Below are 19605 nucleotides of genomic sequence, written 5' to 3'. Positions count from 1 at the left end.
CTCACTCCCGGTTTCCGGAGACGGTCTCGCGCAGGGCACGCAGCGACTCCTTCAGCGAGCCCATGGTGGCGAGGACGGCGGTGGGCTCGTAGCCGCAGTGCGCCATGCAGTTGGCGCAGCGCGGGTCCTTGCCTCGGCCGTACCTGTCCCAGTCGGTGTCCTCGATCAGTTCCCGGTACGTCGGCACGTACCCGTCGCTCATCAGGTAGCAGGGGCGCTGCCAGCCGAAGAGCGAGTAGTTCGGGATCGCCCACGCGGTGCACGGGAAGTCGACCTTGCCCTCGAGGAAGTCGAGGAACAGCGGTGAGTGGTTCAGCCGCCAGCGGCGCCGGTTGCCGCCCGCGAAGGCCTTCCTGAACAGCTCACGGGTCTGTTCCACGCCCAGGAAGTGCTCCTGGTCAGGGGCCTTCTCGTAGGCGTAGGCGGGCGAGATCATCATCTCGTCGACCTCCAGCTCGTCGTTGAGGTAGTTGAGCACCTCGACGACGGTCTGCGGGGTGTCGGTGTTGAAGAAGGTCGAGTTGGTGGTGACCCGGAAGCCGCGCCGCTTGGCCTCCTTGATGGCCTCCACGGCCTCGTCGAACACGCCCTCCTTCGCCACGGACTCGTCGTGCCGCTCCCGCAGGCCGTCGATGTGCACCGCGAACGCGAAGTAGGGAGAGGGCGTGAAGCGGTCCATCTTCTTGCGCATGAGCAGGGCGTTGGTGCACAGGAAGACGTACTTGCGCCTGGCGACCAACTGGCGTGCGATCTCGTCGATCTGCGGGTGCATCAGCGGCTCGCCGCCGGCGATCGACACCATCGGAGCCCCGGACTCCAGCACCGCGCCCACGGCCTGGGCCACGGGCATCCGCTGCTTCAGCACGCCGGCCGGGTGCTGGATCTTGCCGCACCCCTCGCACTTCAGGTTGCAGGCGAAGAGCGGTTCCAGTTCGACGATGAGCGGGAACTTGTCCCGTCTGCGGAGCTTCTGTTCGGCCAAGTATGTAGCGACCTTGACGGACTGACGCAGCGGCATGGCCATCTGGCTCACCTCCTGGGGAGCAGCAAGGAACGGTGCCATTCATAGAAAGCCGGGAGTACGGAACGAAGGACACGGAAAGCCGATATTCCACCGCGGACCGTGCCGATGCGGACGAGTTCGTGTTCTGGAGCGTCCACGACCACCCGGACGGCCGCAACCGGGCGCGCGCCCGCGCGGACGGCGCTCAGGAGCGTGGCCGCCGATTCCATGTCGACCGCGATCGCGCCGGTCGCCAGCAGATCGGACCGTTCGTGGCCGCGGACGACGTGGCCGGAGCCGGTGAGCGGACCGGTGTGGACGGTGCGCCCCGGGACCGCGCGCACCAGCTCCTTCACCAGCCGCTCGGTCCCGACGCAGGGCACGCTGCCGCGCGGGTCCCGGGTCTCCTCGGCGACCACCAGGTCACCCGGGTGCATACCGGGGGCGAGGCCCGCGCAGAAACCCGTGGCCAGCACGGCCGCCTCACGCAGGGCCGGGCCGGCGAGCACCCGGGCGACGGAGCGCTCGGCCGCCGCCGGGCCCATGCCCGTACGCAGGACGGTGACCGGCCCGCCCGGGCCCCGGTCGCCCCGCCCGGCGCGCTCACGTCTGCGCAGGGCGACCTGCTCGATGCCGAGCGCGCAGGCGATCAGCAGCGGGGCCGGGACGGGCTGGGAGCCCATCAGCTTCCCTTCGCCTCGGCCAGGGGCTGCCCGGCACCGGCCCGTGCCGTCACCGGCTTCTTGGTGAAGGGCTCCCCGTGCACGTACCGGCCGAGGGCGGTGAGCGGGAAGACCTGCCGGTACAGGTGGTAGTTGATGGAGAAGTCCCAGGGGAAGCCGGTGCCGGTGAAGTACGGCTCGTCCCAGGAGCCGTCCTCGCGCTGGGTGGCCGCCAGCCACTGGACACCGCGCTCGACGGCCCTGGAGCCCCGCTCCCCCGCCGCCAGCAGCGCCATCAGCGCCCACGCCGTCTGGGAGGCGGTCGAGGCGCCGCGGCCGCTCCACCGGGCGGCGCGCTCGTAGGAGCGCAGGTCCTCGCCCCAGCCGCCGTCGTCGTTCTGCACCTTCTCCAGCCAGGCGACGGCCCGCCGGATGGCCGGGTGCGAGCCGGGAATCCCGGCGGCGGTCAGGGCGGGCACCACGGAGCCGGTGCCGTAGAGGTAGTTGACTCCCCAGCGCCCGAACCAGGAGCCGTCGGGTTCCTGTTCCGCGAGCAGCCACCGGATGCCGCGCCGGGTGCGCGGGTCGTGGGCGAGGCCCTCCACGGCGAGCATCTCCACGACGTGCGCGGTGACGTCGGCCGACGGCGGGTCGATGACCTCGCCGAAGTCGCAGAACGGCAGCCGGTTGGGGAACGGGCTGGTGTTGTCGACGTCGAAGGCGCCCCAGGCGCCGTTCTTCGACTGCATGCCGAGGTTCCAGCGCACCCCACGGCCGATGGCGTTGTCCAGCCGCTCGGGGTCGTGGTGCTTGACGCGGCGCAGCGCGAGGACCACCTCGGCGGTGTCGTCGATGTCGGGGTAGTTGTCGTTGTGGAACTCGAACGCCCAGCCCCCGGGCGGGAGATGAGGCCGGCGCACGGACCAGTCGCCGGGCCGCACGATCTGCTCGCCGAGCATCCAGTCGGCGGCCTTGACCAGTTGGGGGTGGTCGGCGGGCAGGCCCGCGTCGGCCAGCGCGATGGTGGCGAGGCAGGTGTCCCACACCGGGGACTGGCAGGCCTCGATCATGCGGGCCCCGTCCTCCCGCCACACGGCGAACCGGTCCAGCGACTCCAGGCCCGCGCGCATCACCGGATGGTTCAGGTCGTAGCCGAGCAGGTGCAGCGCGATGACCGAGTACACCGCCGGGGGCTGGATTCCGCCCCAGCAGCCGTCGTTCTCCTGGCGCTCGATGATCCAGCGGGCGGCGGTGTTCATGGCCGCCGCGCGCAGCCGGCGCGGCACCGCCCGGCGCAGGGCGTGCAGAGCCCGGTCCAGCCGCTGGAAGGCGCCGTCCCAGGTGTTCGCCGGAGCGAGCGGCAGAGGAGGGCAGGGGTGACGCGGGTCGGTGTGCAGTTCGTCCAGCGGGAACGGGGCGGGGCGCACCGGCCGTTCGGCGGACACGATCGTCAGCGGCACGATGGTCTGCCGGGCCCAGCATCCGAAGTCGTAGATGTTGAGCGGCAGCCAGGAAGGGAACCAGATCAGCTCGGGCGGGAGTTCGGGCAGGTCCTCCCACTTCCACCAGCCGAACAGGGCCAGCCAGATCCGGGTGAAGACCCTGGAGGCGGCGATGCCGCCCCGCTCGCGGACCCATGCCGACGCCTTCGCCATGTGCGGGGCGTCGGGCGGGTCCCCGGCCAGCCGCAGGGCGACGTACGCCTCGATGGTGGTGGAGAGTTCGCCGGGTCCGCCGTAGAAGGTGGCCCAGGTGCCGTCCTCGCGCTGCTCCCCGCGGATGAACAGGGCCGCGGCGCGGGTGGTGTCGTCGTCGCGGATGCCCAGGAACTGGCGCAGTAACAGGTCCTCGGCGTCCATCGTGACGTTGGTCTCGAGGTCGCCCTTCCACCAGCCCTGGTCGTCCTGCCGGGACAGCAGGAAGTCGGTGGCGCGCCGCATGGCGCGGGCGGCGATGTCGGGAACCCCGGCCGCCTCGGGGATGTCGGTGTCGTTTTCGCTGGCCGCGGTCACGCGGGGCGGCAGGGCCGCCCCGGTGCTTCCGTCGGTCGTCGCTGTCATGGCTTCCCCTTCGTGCAGTCCTGCAAGTGGTGCGTCTGCTGTGGGTCCGCCGTCGGCCGGTGCCGTTCTCCCCGCAACACCGGCCGGCGACTACGCGAGGGCTATTCGACCGATAGTGATCATCTCTTTCGTACGACGACGAAGTCCGCGAGCGCCGTGAACTGCTCCCGCACCCGGTCGGGCATGTCCACTGCGTCGAGGGCCTCGAGGGCGATGGTGTGCTGACGGCGTGCCTCTTCGGCGGTCCACTCGCGGCCGCCCGCCTCCTCGATGAGGGCGGCCCGGGCGGCGAACTCCTCCTCGGAGAAGGCCGCGAAGTCGCTGCTCTTGGCGTCGGCCGCGAGAATCTCGCCCAGCCGCCGGGAGGCGGGGCCGTCCGCCGCGAGCGCGGCAACGACCGGGAGGGACTTCTTGCGCTGGCGCAGGTCGCTCCAGGCCTGCTTGCCGGTGGCCTCCGGGTCGCCCCAGATGCCGAGGAGGTCGTCGACGGCCTGGAACGCCAGGCCGAGGTGGTAGCCGTACCTCTCCAGAGCGTCGGCGGTGCGGTCGTCCGCGCCGCCGAGCACCGCGCCGATGGAGCTGGCGCAGGCGAGCAGGGCCCCCGTCTTGTTGCCCTCCATCTCCAGGCACTCCTCGACGCTGACGCGGTCGCGGTGCTCGTAGGAGATGTCCTGGGCCTGGCCGTCGATGAGCGCGCGGCTCGCCGTGGTCAGCCGGCGGGTGGCGCGGCCGGCCTCGACGGTGCCGAGTTCCAGGAGCACCTCGTTGGCCAGGGCGAACAGGGCGTCGCCGACCAGGATGGCCTGGGCGGGGCCGTGCACCTTCCAGACGGTGTCACGGTGCCGGCGCTGTTCGTCGCCGTCCATCAGGTCGTCGTGCAGCAGCGAGAAGTTGTGGACCAGTTCGACGGCGACCGCGCCGGGAACGCCCGTCTGCGGGGCGGCGCCGGTGACCTCAGCGGACAGCACGGCGAGGGCGGGGCGCACGGCCTTGCCGCCGTCGCCGTCCGCGGGCCGGCCCTGGGCGTCGATCCAGCCGAAGTGGTAGGCGGCGACCGTGTCCATGGGAGGTGCCAGGCGGTCGACGGCCGCCCGCAGTACCGGCGTGGCCAGGGTCCGGCCGCGCTCCAGGAGCGCGGACACGTCCACCGCGGTCCTTCGAGCGGCCTGCGAGGCCGGGGGCACAGTGGGCACAGTCTCTCCTCTTGTTGCGGTACGGGGGGTGCGGGGACCTGCCGCGCCGCTCTCCTGCAGCATCAGGCCGCCTCCTCGATCGCGAAGAGGTGTCGGGGGCGGGGCCGGCCGAGGGCGCCCAAGGCGGCGTCCGCCGCGCCGACGCCGCTGCGGACCGCACTCTCCATGGTCGCGGGCCACCCGGTGGCGGTCCACGCTCCGGCCAGGTACAGGCCGGGTGCCTTGGTGCGGGCGCCGGGCCTGAGGCGTCCGACGCCGGGAGCGGGAGCGAACGTGGCGGCGCGTTCCCGGGTGACGAAGAAGTCCTCGACCCGGGCGTCCCGGGTACGTGGCAGCAGCCGCTCCAGTTCGGGCAGATACCGCTCGCGCAGCACCGCCACCGGCTCGTCGATGTCGTCCTGGGCGACCGACTGGGACAGCGCCAGGTACTGACCGCGCCGCAGGCCGGACGCGTCGGTCCGGTCGAAGACCCACTGCACGGGGGTGCCGAGAGCGGCGAAGAACGGGCGCGCGAGCACCTGGCGGTCGTAGACGACGTGGATGTTGAGGATCGGTGCGGTGCCGATCTGCAGGAGCCGCTCGGGGGCGTCGAGGGCGCCGGCGGGCAGCAGGCCGTACGCCTCGCGCTGCGGCACGGCGAGGACGACCGCGTCGGCCCGGATCGTCCCGCCGGGAACGCCGACGCTCCACCCTCCGTCGCCGTTCGCGGATACGGAGGTGACCCGGGTCCGGACCTCGGTGCGCACGCCCGCGGAGTCGAGCGCCCCGCGGGCGAGCCGGTCGTGCAGTTCGCCCAGCGGCACCCGGGCCCAGCCGATGTCGGCCGCCCCCGGGTCGGACAGCAGACCGGTCTTGAACACCATCGCGGCGAGCGACAGGGACGTGTCACCCGCGACCGCGTTGAGGGTGGCGACCCCGACCAGGTCCCACAGGGCCTCGACGGCGCGCGCCGACTGGCCGTGGGCCGCGAGCCAGCTGCCGAAGTCCTGGGCGTCCAGGGCCGGATCGGCGAGGTCGAGCCCGTTCAGCGCGAGCGCGGCCCGGACCGCTCCGGCCCGTTCGGCGAGCGACAGGTGCGGATAGGCGGCGAGGCTGCGCGCCAGGTGCAGGGGCACCGGCAGGGCGTCGCGCCGCAGTCTGCCGAGCCGCCGGCCCGCGGGGCGCGTGACGTCGAGCACGGGCACGTCGAGGCGGTCCTGCAGCGGGGCCAGCGCGGCTCCGCCGATCCGGTCGAGGAACCACCGGTAGGCGGTGCAGCAGCGCAGGTACACGTGCTGGCCGTTGTCGACCGTGAGGTCGCCGCGCCGGAAGGAGAAGGCGAGCCCGCCCAGCCGCGGCCTGCCCTCGAGCAGGGTGACGCCCACTCCGGCGTCGGCCAGGGCGAGGGCCGCGGTGACGCCGGCCAGTCCGCCTCCGACCACGACGGCGTGCCGTCCGGCCGGGACGGAGCCGTCCGGGAGCGGCCCCTCGGTGCGTGTCCCGTGGCTCATGCGCCCTCCCCCGACCGGCCGGGCCGCGTGAACCGTGCACGGCCGGCCGTCTCGGTGGGGGACGCGGTGTCGCGGCGGAGGGTTGCCCACCGCTTTCCGCCGGGGAGCGGGATGCCCATCAGCCACGCCTCCTGACGGCCCGCCGGGTCACGTGCCGGGTGTCCAGACCGGACAGGCCGCGCACCGCGACGTAGGCCTTCTCGCGTCCGGGCAGGGAGACCCGGCCGCGCAGCACGGCCCCGGGGTCGCGCTCGATGCGGTCCAGGAGCCGGCGGTAGATGCCGGCCATGGCGGCGACGCAGGCGCCGCTGCGCCGGTCGAGCAGGGGGAGCAGCCGGTAGCCCTCGGCGAAGAGGGCGCGGGCCCTGCGCACTTCGAAGTGCACCAGGCCCGCGAAGTCGGAGCCCTCCGGTGGCGTCGGCCCGCCGAACCCGGCCGAGCACCCGAACTTGGCGAGGTCGTCGGCGGGCAGATAGGTGCGGCCGCCCTCGGCGTCCTCGCGGACGTCCCGGAGGATGTTGGTCAGCTGGAGTGCGAGGCCGAGCGTGTCGGCGTACTCGGGGGCGCGCTCGGCGCCGCGCGCGCCCGGTTCGGTGCCGAACACGCCGAGGGAGAGCCGCCCGATGGCGCCCGCGACGCAACGGCAGTAGGCCTTGAGGTCGTCCCAGGTCTCGTAGGTCTCGCCGCGTACGTCCATCTGGACGCCGTCGATGAGTTCGTCCAGGCCGCCCAGGGGGATCGGGAAGCGCCCGGCGGCGTGCGCGAGGGCGACGGCGACCGGGTCGGTGTCGTCCTCCTCGACCGCACCGTCCCGGATCCGGGAGAGCAGCGCCCGGGTGTCCTCCAGCCGGGCGACCTTGACGTCGTCCGCCAGGGCGCCGTCGCCGATGTCGTCGACCCGCCGGGAGAACGCGTACAGCGCCGACATCGCGCGCCGCTCGGCCGTCGGCAGCAGCCGGATGCCGTAGGCGAAGTTGCGTGCCTGCTGTCCGGTGACCGTCTCGCAGTAGCTGTAGGCGGCGAGTACCGGTGCGGAGGCGGGTGGATGCGACCCCACGGCCCGGATCACCCCTTTCCTCGCAGAGTCACGCCCGCCTCGCGCAGCAGCCGGACCTTGCCGGGCTTCGGCGGGCCGGGGAGTACGTCGTATTCGGCGGCGGCGATCGCCCGGAGGGCCGCCCTTCCTCCCGCCACGAACCCCGCGAGCAGCAGTCTGAGCCTGCCGTGGACGCTGTCCACGAGCGGGGCCCCCTCGTCCAGCAGGTCGCGGGCGCGTTGCGCCTGGTACGCGACGAGCGCGCGCACCGACGCGCCTGCGGTGGGAGCGGCGAGGTCCGCCTCCTGGACGTGGAAGAGCTTCATGTCCGTGGCGGGCAGGTAGACGCGGTCGCGGCCGAGGTCCTCGGCCACGTCCTGGAGGTGTTCGACGATCTGCAGGGCCGTGCAGATCGCGTCGGAACGGCGGATCCGCTCCGGGGTGGTGGTCCCGGTGACGGCGAGGACGAGGCGGCCGACGGGATTGGCCGACAGTGCGCAGTAGGCGAGCAGGTCGTCGTAGGTCTCGTAGCGCTTGACGAGCTGGTCCTGGCGGTTGGCCGCGATCAGCCCGAGGAAGGGCTCGGGGGTGAGCGCGTGGCGACGGACCGTGGGCCGGAGCCGGATCAACAGCGGATGGCGGGGCTGGGGGCCCTCCGGGTCGAACACCCGGCGCAGGTCGTCCTCGAAGGCGTCCAGGAGCCCCAGCCGGTCCCCGGCCCGATCGGCCGGGACGCCGAGAAGACGGGCGTCGGCGCCGCCGGGGGCCAGATCGCCGTCACCGATGTCGTCGACCAGACGGGCGAAGCCGTAGACGGCCATCAGGTCCTCGCGCCAGGATCTGGGCAGGAAGAAGGGGGCCACGGGGAAGTTCTCGGCGGCGGCCTTGTCGAGCGTGGCGCGCTCGACGCCGGCGCCGCGCGCCCGGCCGGGGGGCGTCATCGTGGACTGCCCGGGGCGGCGACGGCGCACGCTGCGTTCAGCCGGGGAGTTTCCGTAGCCATTGCCGTCACATCTCCCGTTCTACACTGCTGACCCAATGCACACTATTTCGGACACGCCGCCCAGGTATTCCCCACGCGGTATCGATGGATGATGTCGGGCATTATGGCCCTGATTGCCGCCTTTCGGGACCGGTACAGCTTACGTTGTACAACGCGGCGCGCACCGCGGGGGGTCTCCCGGGCAACCCACAACACACCGATCGGCGTCAAGATTCCACGGTTGTGCAGGAGTTGACATTTCCTTTGCAGACGCCGGGCCCCACCGGACAGTTCCGGCGGGGCCCTCGTCGCATCGGGCTACTTCCCCGTGAACTTCTCGTATTCCTTGAGCACCTCGTCGGTCGGCCCGTCCATGCGCAGCTCACCCCGTTCCAGCCACAGCACGCGGTCGCAGGTGTCGCGGATGGACTTGTTGTTGTGGCTGACCAGGAAGACCGTGCCGGCGTGCTTGCGCAGCTCGCGGATCCGGGCCTCGGAGCGCTTCTGGAAGGAGCGGTCGCCGGTGGCCAGCGCCTCGTCGATCATCAGGACGTCGTGGTCCTTGGCGGCGGCGATGGAGAAGCGCAGCCGGGCGGCCATGCCGGAGGAGTAGGTCCGCATCGGCAGGGTGATGAAGTCACCCTTCTCGTTGATGCCCGAGAAGTCGACGATCTCCTGGTAGCGGGCCTTGATCTCCTCGCGGGACATGCCCATCGCGAGCCCGCCCAATATGACGTTCCGCTCGCCGGTCAGATCGTTCATCAGCGCCGCGTTGACGCCGAGCAGGGAAGGCTGGCCGTCGGTGTAGACCTTGCCCTTCTCGGCGGGCAGCAGCCCGGCGATGGCCCGCAGCAGGGTCGACTTGCCGGAACCGTTGGAGCCGATCAGGCCGATGGCCTCGCCGCGGTAGGCGACGAAGGACACGCCGCGCACGGCGTGCACCGTGCGCACCCCCCGCTCCTCGCCCCGCTTCAGGATGCGGCTGAGCGCCGCCGTGGCGCTGCCCTTGCCCGACTTGGCACCGTTGACGCGGTAGACGATGTGCAGCTCGTCCGCGATGACGGTGGGCACGCGCGCGCCCGTCCTGTCGTCAGCCACGGCCGTACCTTTCCTCAGCCTTCCAGAAGTAGACGAAGCCGACCACGCCGGTCAGCAGCGCCCAGCCCAGCGCGAACGCCCACACGTGCGGGGGCAGGTACGAGGAGCCGTAGTCGTCGATCATCGCGAAGCGGACCAGGTCCATGTAGATCGCGGCCGGGTTCCACTGCAGGACGTCGGCGAGCCAGCCCGGCACGTCCTTGCCCTCCAGCATCGCCGGGATGCTGAACATCACACCCGAGGCGTACATCCACGTGCGCAGCACGAACGGCATCAGCTGCGCCAGGTCCGGCGTCTTGCTGCCCATCCGCGCGAAGATCAGCGCCAGTCCGGTGTTGAACACGAACTGCAGCACCAACGCCGGCACCACCAGCAGCCACGACAGATCGGGGAAGATCCCGAAAGCCAGCATGATCACGACGAGCACGACCATCGAGGCCAGCAGCTGCTGGAGCTGCTGGAGCGCGAAGGAGACGGGCAGCGACGCGCGCGGGAAGTGCAGTGCCCGCACCAGCCCCAGGTTCCCCGAGATCGCGCGGACGCCGGCCAGGACCGAGCTCTGCGTGAACGTGAACACGAACACGCCCGTCACCAGGAACGGCACGTACACGTCGCTCGGGATGCCCCGGTTGGCGCCGAGCAGCAGACCGAAGATGAAGAAGTACACGGCCGCGTTCAGCAGCGGGGTCGCCACCTGCCAGAGCTGGCCGAGCTTGGCCTGGCTGTACTGGGCGGTGAGCTTCGCCTGGGAGAAGGCGAGGATGAAGTGCCGCCGGCCCCAGAGCTGACGGACGTACTCGGCGAGGGACGGCCGGGCGCCGCTGACGGACAGCCCGTACTTGGCGGCCAGCTCGACCGGCGTGAGGCCCTCGTCGGGCGACACGGGCGCGGTGGCCGCGACCGTGTCGTCATGCGTTGTCTCACTCACTGGTGAAAAACTTTCGTCCTCGGGATGCGCGGCCCGCGGGCCTGGTATGAGCCGGAGAACCCGGGTACGACCCTGGTTCCCCGGACACGAGCTTGTCAGATGACGGGGGGCCGGCCCAGTCGGGTCAGCCGCCACACCGTACGCCACTTCATGGGCCGGCGGGGACCGCAGGGGGTACTCAGGCCCTCGCGGAAGCCTCCGAACCAGGCCTTCAGGGCCGGGAGCGAGGGACGGCGTACGAGGGTGAGCAGGAGCCAGACGCCCAGGTAGACCGGGACCAGGGGGGCGGGGAGGTTGCGGCGGGCGAGCCAGACGCGGTTGCGGGCGACCATGCGGTGGTAGACCGCGTGCCGCGACGGGGCGGTCGTCGGGTGGTACAGCACCATGTCGGACCGGTAGTCGATCATCCAGCCGGCGTCGAGGGCCCGCCAGGCCAGATCGGTCTCCTCGTGGGCGTAGAAGAACTCGTCCGGCAGCCCGCCCACCTCGGCGAAGACCTTGGTGCGTACGGCGTTGGCGCCGCCCAGGAATGTGGTCACGCGGGAGGAGCGCATCGGGTCGGAGGCACGCAGCCGGGGCACGTGGCGGCGCTGGGTGACCCCGGTCTCCGGGTCGGCGATGCGGAAGCTGACGATGCCGAGCCGCGGGTCGGCGGCGAAGGCCTCGCGGCACAGTTCGGCGGTGTCGTGGCCGGCGAGCAGGCCGTCGTCGTCGAGGAACAGCAGGATGTCGACGTCCCGGCCGCCGGGGCCGAAGGCCTCGATGCCGATGTTGCGGCCGCCCGGGATGCCGAGGTTCTCCGGCAGCTCGACGGTCCGCACCCCCTCGGGAACCTCGGGGACGGGTGAGCCGTTGCCGACGACCACGACCTGGACGGGGTCGCCGTCCTGCTTGGCGACCGAGTCCAGCAGGGCGCGCAGTTCGTCGGGGCGGTTGCCCATGGTGATGATCACCGCGCCGACCTTCATGGCGGCGCTCACTTCAGCCTGCTGGACGCGAGGACGGACACCAGGTGCAGCACGGTCTGCAGCAGGGCGATACCGGCGAGCACGGCGGTGCCGAGCCGGGTGAAGAACAGGTCGCCCCGGGTGGCGTCCAGGATCGCGAGGAGCAGGATCAGCAGCGACGCCTCGATGCCGAGGATGAGCCGGTGGAACTTGAGCGCGGCGGCGGCCCGGCGGGCCAGCGCCATGCCGGAGGAGCGCGGCTCGGACGCGGCCTCCTTCACCGGCGGCAGTCCGCCCTGGTGGCGGGCGACGCCGACCAGGTCGGTCTCGGCCTTGACCAGGATCGCGCCGAGCGCGGCCAGCGTGCCCAGGAAGGCCCACAGCCAGTCGATGCGCCCGGAACCCCACAGGTCGGCGGCGCGCAGGCCGAGCCCGACGAGGACGGCCGCGTCGCACAGGTAGGCGCCGACGCGGTCGAGGTAGACCCCGCCGAGCGAGTACTGCCTCTTCCAGCGCGCGACCTCGCCGTCGACGCAGTCGAGCAGCAGGTAGAACTGGACCATGACCACACCGAGGACGGCCCCCGCGATCCCCGGCACCAGGAGGGCCGGGGCCGCGAGGACGCCGAAGACGGTCATCAGATACGTGAGCTGGTTGGGAGTGACCCTGGTGTTCACCAGGTAGCGGTCCACCCGCAGGGACACCTCACGCATGTAGAGGCGCCCCATCCAGTGCTCACCGCTGCGCCGGTCCTTGACCCCCGCGGGGTGCACGACCGGGCGGAGTTCAGCTACCGATGGCCTTGACATAGTCGGCGTAGACGTCCTTGATCTGGTCGGTCTTCAGGTCGAGGTGCTCGAGGATGGTGAAGCGGCCGGGGCGGGTTTCCGGGGCGAACTCCACGGCGCGGACGAACTCGTCCACCGTGAACCCGATCTCCTCCGGCAGCACCGGGAGCCCGTGCCGGCGCAGCACCTCGGCCGTGGCCGCCGACTCCTCGTGTGCCCCGCGCAGGTACATCGCGAAGGCGGCGCCCAGTCCGCACTGCTCGCCGTGGGCGGCGGCGCGCTTGGGGTAGAGCAGGTCGAAGGCGTGGTTGATCTCGTGGCAGGCTCCGGAGGACGGGCGGGAGTCGCCCGACACGGACATGGCGATTCCGGTGAGGACCAGCGCCTCGGCGAGCACCTGCAGGAAGCCGTCGTCGCCGACCCCGCCGGGGTGGCGCAGCACGGCCTCGCCTGCCTGGCGCGCCATCGCCGCCGCGAGGCCGTCGATCTTCTCGCCGTTGACGCGGTGGGACAGTTCCCAGTCCGCGACGGCGGAGATGTTGGAGATGACGTCGCCGATGCCGGAGCGCACGAACCGGACCGGCGCCTCCCGGATGACGTTGAGGTCGATGACGACCGCGATCGGGTTCGGCACACCGTACGATCCGCGGCCGGCGTCGTTGTCCAGGGTCGCGACCGGCGAGCACAGGCCGTCGTGCGCCAGGTTGGTGGCGACGGCGACGAGGGGCAGGCCGACGCGCGCCGACGCGAACTTGGCGCAGTCGATGATCTTGCCGCCGCCGAGTCCGACGACCGCGTCGTAGCGGCCGCCCTGGACGTCGCCCGCCAGGCGGACCGCGTCGTCGAGGGTGCCTCCGCCGACCTCGAACCAGTCGGCCCCCGGCAGGGTCGGCGACAGCCGTTCGCGCAGCCGGGCGCCCGATCCGCCGCTGACGGCGATGGCGAGGCGGCCCGACTGCGAGATCCGCTCGTCGGCGAGGACGCTCGCCAGGTCGTCGAGGGCACCCGGGCGGATGTCCACGACGACCGGCGAGGGGATGAGCCGGGTCAGTACTGGCACGCGATCTCCCGCCCGCGCGCGAGGTCGTCGTGGTTGTCGATCTCGACCCACGCGACGTCACCGATCGGTGCCACGTCGATCCGGAAGCCGCGGTTCACCAGCTCCTGGTAGCCGTCCTCGTAGTACAGCTGCGGGTCCCGCTCGAAGGTCGCCTTCAGCGCGTCGGCCAGCTCTCCGGCCGCCTCGCCCTCGATGAGCGTGACCCCGATGTACTCACCGCTCGCCTCGGCCGGCTCCATCAGCTTGGTGATCCGCGTCATCCCCTTGTCCGGGTCGACGACGACCTTCATCTCCTCGTCGGCGAGCTTCTTCACCGTGTCCAGCGCGAGGATGATCCTCCTGCCGTCGCCGCGCGCGGCCAGGAGCGTCCTCTCCACCGACACCGGGTGCACGGTGTCGCCGTTGGCGAGGATCACCCCGTCCTTCAGGGCGTCACGGCCGCACCACAGCGAGTAGGCGTTGTTCCACTCCTCGGCCTTGTCGTTGTCGATGAGCGTGAGCTTCAGGCCGTACTTCCGCTCCAGGGCCGCCCTGCGCTCGTACACGGCCTCCTTGCGGTACCCGACGATGATCCCGGCCTCGGTCAGCCCGACCTCGGCGAAGTTGGCGAGGGTCAGGTCCAGGACCGTCGGCTCACCCTCTATGCCCGCGGGTCCCACCGGCACCAGCGCCTTGGGGAGCGTGTCCGTGTAGGGGCGCAGACGCCGGCCGGCGCCGGCCGCAAGCACGAGGCCGATCATGCGGGTTCTCCTTCGTCGTGTACGGCGGGCGCCCCTGCGGACGCCCAGAAGCGGATGCTCTCGGCGAGCACCACGAGGGCCACGGCCACGGCGAGGGCCGTGAGCGCGACGGTGAACTGGGAGGCGGTGAGCACGGCCGCCAGCACGGCGACCCCGAGGGTGCGGCCCTCGTGCCCCCCGATCGCCCGCACCAGCCAGCGCGGGGACGCGCCCGCGTTGCCGCGGATGCGGTAGACCGTGTCGTAGTGATGGTAGGCGACCGCGGCCACCAGCCCGTAGGCCGCCGGAAGGGCTCCGTTCACGTCCGCGTCGGCCGCCAGTGCAAGGACGGTGCCGTACTCGGCGGCGCGGAAGAACGGGGGGACCAGCCAGTCGAGGGCCCCCTTGAGGGGGCGGGCGACGGCGAGGGCCGAGGTCAGGACGTAGCAGCAGGCGGCGACGACCGTCCACGGGCCGCCGAAGCCGGTGAGCGCGGCCGTGGCGACCACGGCGAGACCGCCGGCCAGGGCGACGGCGGGGACGGCGAAGCCGGGCAGACGGCGCGCGGGGTTCGTCAGCGGGCCGGCCAGGGCCTGGGCGAACGGGCCGGAGTCGGCGAGGTCGGCGAGCGCCTGCGCCGCCCGGTCGGTCCTTCGGGCCTTGCGGGGCAGCGAGCGCAGGACGCGGCCCGCCGTGGTGTACGTCGCGGCGAACGCGCAGCCGACGAGCAGCGCGTAGAAGGTGATCCGGGGGGTGGTGAGGGCCGTGAGGACGGCGATCATCGCCCAGCGTTCGCCGATCGGCAGGACGATCATGCGGCGCGCCCAGACCGTCCAGCCGACGCCGTCGAGCTTGTCGGAGAGCGCGGCAGTGGGGCTGGCCGGCGACACTTCACCGAGCGCGGTGGCGTCGTGGTTGGCCTCGTTGAAGGAGAAGTCGACCACGTGCCGGCAGGTCTGCAGGACCATCGCGCCGAGGGCGAGGGCCCAGACGTCGTCCCCGCCGCGGGCCGCGCCGAGGGCGAGGCCGGCGTAGTAGGCGTACTCCTTGGCGCGGTCGAAGGTGGCGTCGAGCCAGGCGCCGAGGGTGGAGTACCGCAGGGAGTAGCGGGCGAGCTGCCCGTCGGTGCAGTCGAGCACGAACGAGGCGATGAGCAGGACGCCGGCGGCGACGAAGCCGCCCCGGGTCCCGGTGGCGGCGCAGCCGGCCGCTATGAGCGCGGTGAGCAGGGAGGCGGTGGTGACCTGGTTGGGGGTCAGTCCGCGGCGGGCGCACCAGCGGGCGATGTAGCGGGAGTACGGGCTGACGAAGTGGGTGGTGAAGAAGCCGTCGCGGGCCTTGACGGCGGACTTGAGGCGTATGGCCTCGTCGTCGACGGCGGCGACGGCCTGCCGGGCCTCGTTGCGGGCCTGGGGGTCGGCGGGAACCGTGGCGACGAGGCTGCCGAGCTCCGGCCGGTGCACGTCGGCGCCCTCGGTGTCGAGGGCGGTGACGACGCGGTCCGCGAGGCTGTCGACCAGGGTGGTGCCGCTCCCGGCCGCCTCGCCCGCCGAGTTCTCGCGGGCCATCGCCCGGGTGAGGGCCCGGCGGCCGGCCTGCTGGGCGGTGACGGCGCCGGGGATCGCGGAGATCGGGAAGCGGGGGTCGGTGAGGCCGAGGCGAAGCGCGTGGACATGGCCCACGAACCGGGCGTCGACCAGGGCGACCCGCTGTCCCGCGGGCACTGAGGCGAGCAGGGTCTCGGCCTCGGCGGTGCCGGAGGCGATCCGCACGTCGAAACCGAGGGAGCGCAGATCGCCCTCGAGTGACGAGCCGGGGACCGGCTGGCCGGTGAGGATGGCGGTCGACAACCGAATCTCACTCCCTGGGTGCCGACGCGATCACGCCGGTCATGTACACGGTGGAGGCGCCCGTGCGGGGCCTCCGGGCGGCATGTCGGCAGAGGCTATCGGATCCCCGGAAGCCCGCGTTCACCGCCCGTTCGGCGGCTGGATCGACGCGGTTCGCCCGCGCCCCCGCCGCGGATCATCATCGGGGATGCGGGGCCCGGCCCACAAACCGCGCCTCCAGAAGGGGCGTACGGGGTCGATCCGGGGCACAGCGGCCGGTTCCCGTACCCGCCGGCGCGGGTCGGCATAGGGTGAGCGACCATGACGTGGCTGATCACCGGCGGAGCCGGATACATCGGGGCACATGTGGTGCGGTCCATGACGGGTGCCGGGGAGCGGGTCGTCGCCCTGGACGACCTCTCGGCCGGTGTGCCGGGACGGCTGCCCGCCGACGTACCCCTGGTCAGGGGCTCGTCGCTGGACGGCGCGACGCTGAAGCGGGTGCTCGCGGAGCACGAGGTGACGGGCGTGCTGCATCTCGCCGCGCGCAAGCAGGTCGCCGAGTCCGTGGCGCAGCCGACCCGGTACTACCGGGAGAACGTGGGGGGCCTGGCGACGCTGCTGGACGCCGTCGCGGAGGCCGGGGTGCGGCGCTTCGTCTTCTCCTCGTCCGCGGCCGTCTACGGCGACCCCCGGGTGGACCTCATCACGGAGGACACGCCCTGCGCGCCCGTGAACCCCTACGGGGAGACCAAGCTCGCCGGCGAGTGGCTGGTGCGGGCGGCCGGCCGGGCACACGGCATCGCCACGGCGTGCCTGCGCTACTTCAACGTCGCGGGGGCCGCGGCACCGGAGCTGGCCGACACGGGCGTCTTCAACATCGTGCCGATGGTGTTCGACCGGCTCACCCGCGACGAGGCCCCGCGCGTCTTCGGCGACGACTACCCGACACCGGACGGTACGTGCGTACGTGACTACATCCACGTGGCCGATCTGGCGGAGGCGCACCTGGCGGCGGCCCGCCGGCTGTCGGACGGGGACGCGGCCGGCGACCTGACGATGAACATCGGCCGCGGCGAGGGCGTCTCGGTGCGCGAGCTGATCACGGCGATCGGCGAGGTCACCGGCGACAAGCGGGCCCCGCTCGTCGAGCCGCGGCGCCCCGGCGACGCGCCCCGCGCGGTGGCCTCCGCCGCCCGGGCGAGGGAGCTGCTCGGCTGGAGCGCACGCCGCTCGGTGCACGAGATGGTCGACTCGGCCTGGCGGGGCTGGCGGCTCCACCAGGCCCGGAACACCACCGAACACCAGTGAGCAGCGCTGACCTGCGGATCGTTTCCGCAGGTCAGGGCACATGACAACGGTGTTCAGTGCCGCGTTGCCCGATACCCCCCGCCCGTAGTTCACTGTGGTCCCAGGAGACGGTCACGGAAGGGCGGCGGCACCCATGGGGGCTGGGCACGATCACGGGCACGCGCACGGTGCGCCTGCCGGCGGGACGGCGAGTGCGGCGTACCGCGGCAGGCTGCGGGCCGCGCTGGCGATCACCGTCGGCGTCATGGTGGTCCAGATCGTCGGCGGCCTGCTGGCCGACTCGCTCGCCCTGGTCGCGGACGCCGCCCACATGGCGACGGACGCGCTGGGCCTGGGCATGGCACTGCTCGCGATCCACTTCGCGAGCCGACCGCCGAGCGAGCACCGCACGTTCGGGCTCGCCCGCGCGGAGATCCTCGCCGCCCTGGCGAACTGTCTGCTGTTGCTCGGTGTCGGCGGCTACGTGCTGTACGAGGCGGTCGAACGGTTCGTCACCCCGGCCGCCACCAAGGGCGGCCTCGCGTTCGGTTTCGGCGCGATCGGCCTGCTTGCCAACCTGGTGTCGCTCACCCTGCTGATGCGCGGCCGGAAGGAGAGCCTGAACGTGCGCGGCGCCTTCCTGGAGGTGGCGGCGGACGCGCTCGGCTCGGTCGCGGTGATGCTGTCCGCGCTGGTGATCGTGACCACCGGCTGGACGGCCGCCGACCCGATCGCCTCCCTGGTGATCGCGCTGATGATCGTGCCCCGCACGGTGAAGCTGCTGCGCGAGACGCTGGACGTCCTGCTGGAGGCGGCACCCAAGGGCGTGGACATGGCGCAGGTGCGGGAGCACATCCTCGGTACTGACGGCGTGGAGGACGTCCACGATCTGCACGCCTGGACGATCACCTCCGGAATGCCGGTGCTCTCCGCTCACGTGGTCGTCAGCTCCGAGGTGCTGAACGCCATAGGGCACGAGAAGATGCTCCACGAGCTGCAGGGCTGTCTGGGCGATCACTTCGACGTGGAGCACTGCACCTTCCAGCTGGAGCCCCGTGGCCACGCCGAACACGAGGCGCGTCTCTGCCACTGAGCCGGCCCGGAAGCGCCCCCGCGCGCCGATGCGCCGGGGAACGCGGCCCTCCGCCCTCCGTACGGCGTCCCTCCATGCACAGGCCGCCCCGCCGCGGCCGCATGTCCGCCGGCCGCCACGGGCACGATCAGCTCCGGGCGGGTTTCCGTCGTCCGGCCGGTGCGACCGCCTCCCCCGTCGCCGGGGGACATGCGGGCGGAGACCGGAGTGCCGGGAGTGCCGGATTCGTGCGGCAGACTTGGGGCGCGAAGACCGAGTGAAGGATGGGTATGCCGATCACACCTGCCACCGCGACGAACAGCCCGTCGAGCGGCACCGCCGAGCCGATTTTGCTGGAACTGGTCGATGAGGACGGCGAGACGATCGGCACCGCGGAGAAGCTCGCCGCCCATCAGCCGCCGGGGCGGCTGCACCGGGCGTTCTCGGTGTTCCTGTTCGACGAGCGCGGGCGGCTGCTGCTCCAGCAGCGGGCGCTGGGCAAGTACCACTCCCCCGGTGTGTGGTCCAACACCTGCTGCGGCCACCCCTACCCCGGTGAGGCACCGTTCGCCGCGGCGGCCCGGCGGACCTTCGAGGAGCTGGGGGTGTCGCCCTCGCTGCTCGCCGAGGCCGGAACGGTCCGCTACAACCACCCGGACCCGGAGTCCGGCCTGGTGGAGCAGGAGTACAACCACCTCTTCGTCGGCATGGTGCAGTCGCCGCCGCAGCCGGATCCGGACGAGGTGGCGTCCACGGCGTTCGTGACCCCGGCCGAGCTGGCGGATCGGCACGCGGAGGCCCCCTTCTCTGCCTGGTTCATGACCGTTCTGGACGCGGCCCGCCCAGCGGTCCGGGAGCTGACGGGGCCTTCGGCGGGCTGGTGACCTGGGGCATTCCCGCGGGCTTGAGCGGCAGGGCGGCCCAGATCACCTTGCCGCCGGTCGCGGTGTGCTCGACCTCGCACGCCCCGCCGGCCTCGCGGGCGGTTTCACGCACCAGGAGCAGTCCCCGGCCGCCGGTGCGGGCGTGGTCGGTCTCCAGTGCGGTGGGCCGGTAGGGGTGGTTGTCCTCCACGGACACCCGGACCCATGCGGCGCCCACGGCGACCTCGACGGCGAGCGTCGGGGACAGCAGCGCCGCGTGCCGTACGGCGTTGGTGACCAGCTCCGAGACGATCAGCAGCAGCCCCTGCACCACCTCGTCCGCGACGGGCACGCCCTGCCGCACCAGCAGGTCCCGTACGGCGTGGCGGGCCCGCGGGACCGAGGCGTCCACGGCCGGGGCGGTGAAGCGCCAGACACCTTCGTACGGCAGTGGATCGCCACTCTCACGCTCGGTTGTCACCACACGTCGAGTGTTGGTACGGAAGGGCCCGCCCCGCGACGCTGAACAGAAGTCGGCGCATATCGAGCGTTCACGACCGTCTGCGTACGACTCCGTCGATCGCG

19 protein-coding genes are annotated in these 19605 nt (G+C 72.3%); 3 read left to right on the top strand and 16 right to left on the bottom strand.

Annotation, left to right across the window (positions count from 1 at the left end):
- Position 1: 1 nt before the first annotated feature.
- The 15 genes from hpnH to BU52_RS02605 form a co-directional block, all read right to left on the bottom strand.
- On the bottom strand, positions 2-1024 hold the full coding sequence (hpnH, locus tag BU52_RS02670) for an adenosyl-hopene transferase HpnH (RefSeq protein WP_037927129.1): 1023 nt from the start codon (positions 1022-1024) through the stop codon (positions 2-4).
- Between the two features lie 5 nt (positions 1025-1029).
- A complete protein-coding gene (locus BU52_RS02665; RefSeq protein ID WP_037927126.1) occupies positions 1030-1686 on the bottom strand; it encodes a 5'-methylthioadenosine/S-adenosylhomocysteine nucleosidase family protein in 657 nt (218 codons plus the stop codon).
- Positions 1686-3725, bottom strand: a complete 2040-nt coding sequence (gene shc, locus BU52_RS02660) for a squalene--hopene cyclase (RefSeq protein ID WP_037927123.1) — start codon at positions 3723-3725, stop codon at positions 1686-1688. Before shc ends, BU52_RS02665 begins: the two co-directional genes overlap by 1 nt.
- A gap of 119 nt (positions 3726-3844) precedes the next feature.
- Complete coding sequence (locus tag BU52_RS02655) at positions 3845-4909, bottom strand: polyprenyl synthetase family protein (RefSeq protein ID WP_078903073.1); 1065 nt, start codon at positions 4907-4909, stop codon at positions 3845-3847.
- Between the two features lie 71 nt (positions 4910-4980).
- Complete coding sequence (gene hpnE, locus BU52_RS02650) at positions 4981-6408, bottom strand: hydroxysqualene dehydroxylase HpnE (RefSeq protein WP_037927117.1); 1428 nt, start codon at positions 6406-6408, stop codon at positions 4981-4983.
- The gene (locus tag BU52_RS37075) at positions 6405-6527 is read right to left on the bottom strand and encodes a DUF6380 family protein (protein ID WP_362267532.1); all 123 of its coding nucleotides are present in this window, start codon (positions 6525-6527) and stop codon (positions 6405-6407) included. Before BU52_RS37075 ends, hpnE begins: the two co-directional genes overlap by 4 nt.
- On the bottom strand, positions 6527-7477 hold the full coding sequence (hpnD, locus tag BU52_RS02645; protein ID WP_037927114.1) for a presqualene diphosphate synthase HpnD: 951 nt from the start codon (positions 7475-7477) through the stop codon (positions 6527-6529). The genes BU52_RS37075 and hpnD overlap by 1 nt, the downstream gene beginning before the upstream one ends.
- Positions 7474-8385: a squalene synthase HpnC gene (gene hpnC / locus BU52_RS02640; RefSeq protein WP_037927112.1), complete on the bottom strand. Its 912-nt coding sequence runs from the start codon at positions 8383-8385 to the stop codon at positions 7474-7476. The genes hpnD and hpnC overlap by 4 nt, the downstream gene beginning before the upstream one ends.
- Before the next feature lie 359 nt (positions 8386-8744).
- Positions 8745-9524 carry an ABC transporter ATP-binding protein gene (locus tag BU52_RS02635; protein WP_037927109.1) on the bottom strand — a complete coding sequence of 260 codons (780 nt, stop codon included), beginning with the start codon at positions 9522-9524 and terminating at the stop codon, positions 8745-8747.
- A complete protein-coding gene (locus BU52_RS02630) occupies positions 9517-10452 on the bottom strand; it encodes an ABC transporter permease (RefSeq protein WP_037927103.1) in 936 nt (311 codons plus the stop codon). The genes BU52_RS02635 and BU52_RS02630 overlap by 8 nt, the downstream gene beginning before the upstream one ends.
- A 95-nt stretch (positions 10453-10547) precedes the next feature.
- Complete coding sequence (locus BU52_RS02625; RefSeq protein ID WP_407702027.1) at positions 10548-11420, bottom strand: glycosyltransferase family 2 protein; 873 nt, start codon at positions 11418-11420, stop codon at positions 10548-10550.
- An 8-nt stretch (positions 11421-11428) separates the two neighbouring features.
- Positions 11429-12208: a CDP-alcohol phosphatidyltransferase family protein gene (locus BU52_RS02620; RefSeq protein WP_167343491.1), complete on the bottom strand. Its 780-nt coding sequence runs from the start codon at positions 12206-12208 to the stop codon at positions 11429-11431.
- A complete protein-coding gene (locus BU52_RS02615; protein WP_037927097.1) occupies positions 12186-13247 on the bottom strand; it encodes an iron-containing alcohol dehydrogenase family protein in 1062 nt (353 codons plus the stop codon). The genes BU52_RS02620 and BU52_RS02615 overlap by 23 nt, the downstream gene beginning before the upstream one ends.
- Positions 13235-13987: a phosphocholine cytidylyltransferase family protein gene (locus BU52_RS02610; protein WP_037927095.1), complete on the bottom strand. Its 753-nt coding sequence runs from the start codon at positions 13985-13987 to the stop codon at positions 13235-13237. The genes BU52_RS02615 and BU52_RS02610 overlap by 13 nt, the downstream gene beginning before the upstream one ends.
- Positions 13984-15816, bottom strand: a complete 1833-nt coding sequence (locus BU52_RS02605) for a DUF5941 domain-containing protein (protein WP_037927093.1) — start codon at positions 15814-15816, stop codon at positions 13984-13986. The genes BU52_RS02610 and BU52_RS02605 overlap by 4 nt, the downstream gene beginning before the upstream one ends.
- Before the next feature lie 300 nt (positions 15817-16116).
- Here BU52_RS02605 and galE point away from each other — a divergent pair, with 300 nt between their 5' ends.
- The 3 genes from galE to idi all read left to right on the top strand — a co-directional run bounded on the left by galE (position 16117) and on the right by idi (position 19041).
- Positions 16117-17106, top strand: a complete 990-nt coding sequence (galE, locus tag BU52_RS02600) for a UDP-glucose 4-epimerase GalE (protein WP_037927091.1) — start codon at positions 16117-16119, stop codon at positions 17104-17106.
- 133 nt (positions 17107-17239) lie between these two features.
- Positions 17240-18178 carry a cation diffusion facilitator family transporter gene (locus BU52_RS02595; protein ID WP_037927090.1) on the top strand — a complete coding sequence of 313 codons (939 nt, stop codon included), beginning with the start codon at positions 17240-17242 and terminating at the stop codon, positions 18176-18178.
- Between the two features lie 269 nt (positions 18179-18447).
- Positions 18448-19041, top strand: coding sequence for an isopentenyl-diphosphate Delta-isomerase (gene idi, locus BU52_RS02590; protein ID WP_037927087.1), 594 nt, complete (start codon positions 18448-18450; stop codon positions 19039-19041).
- On the opposite strand, the gene BU52_RS02585 is transcribed toward idi, so the two are convergent.
- Positions 18974-19504: an ATP-binding protein gene (locus tag BU52_RS02585; RefSeq protein ID WP_167343490.1), complete on the bottom strand. Its 531-nt coding sequence runs from the start codon at positions 19502-19504 to the stop codon at positions 18974-18976. The two genes, idi and BU52_RS02585, sit on opposite strands and share 68 nt — an antisense overlap.
- Positions 19505-19605 lie beyond the last annotated feature (101 nt).

Source organism: Streptomyces toyocaensis, assembly GCF_000725125.1.
GTDB classification, from domain to species: domain Bacteria; phylum Actinomycetota; class Actinomycetes; order Streptomycetales; family Streptomycetaceae; genus Streptomyces; species Streptomyces toyocaensis.
This window is presented reverse-complemented; position numbering and strand designations above follow the sequence as displayed.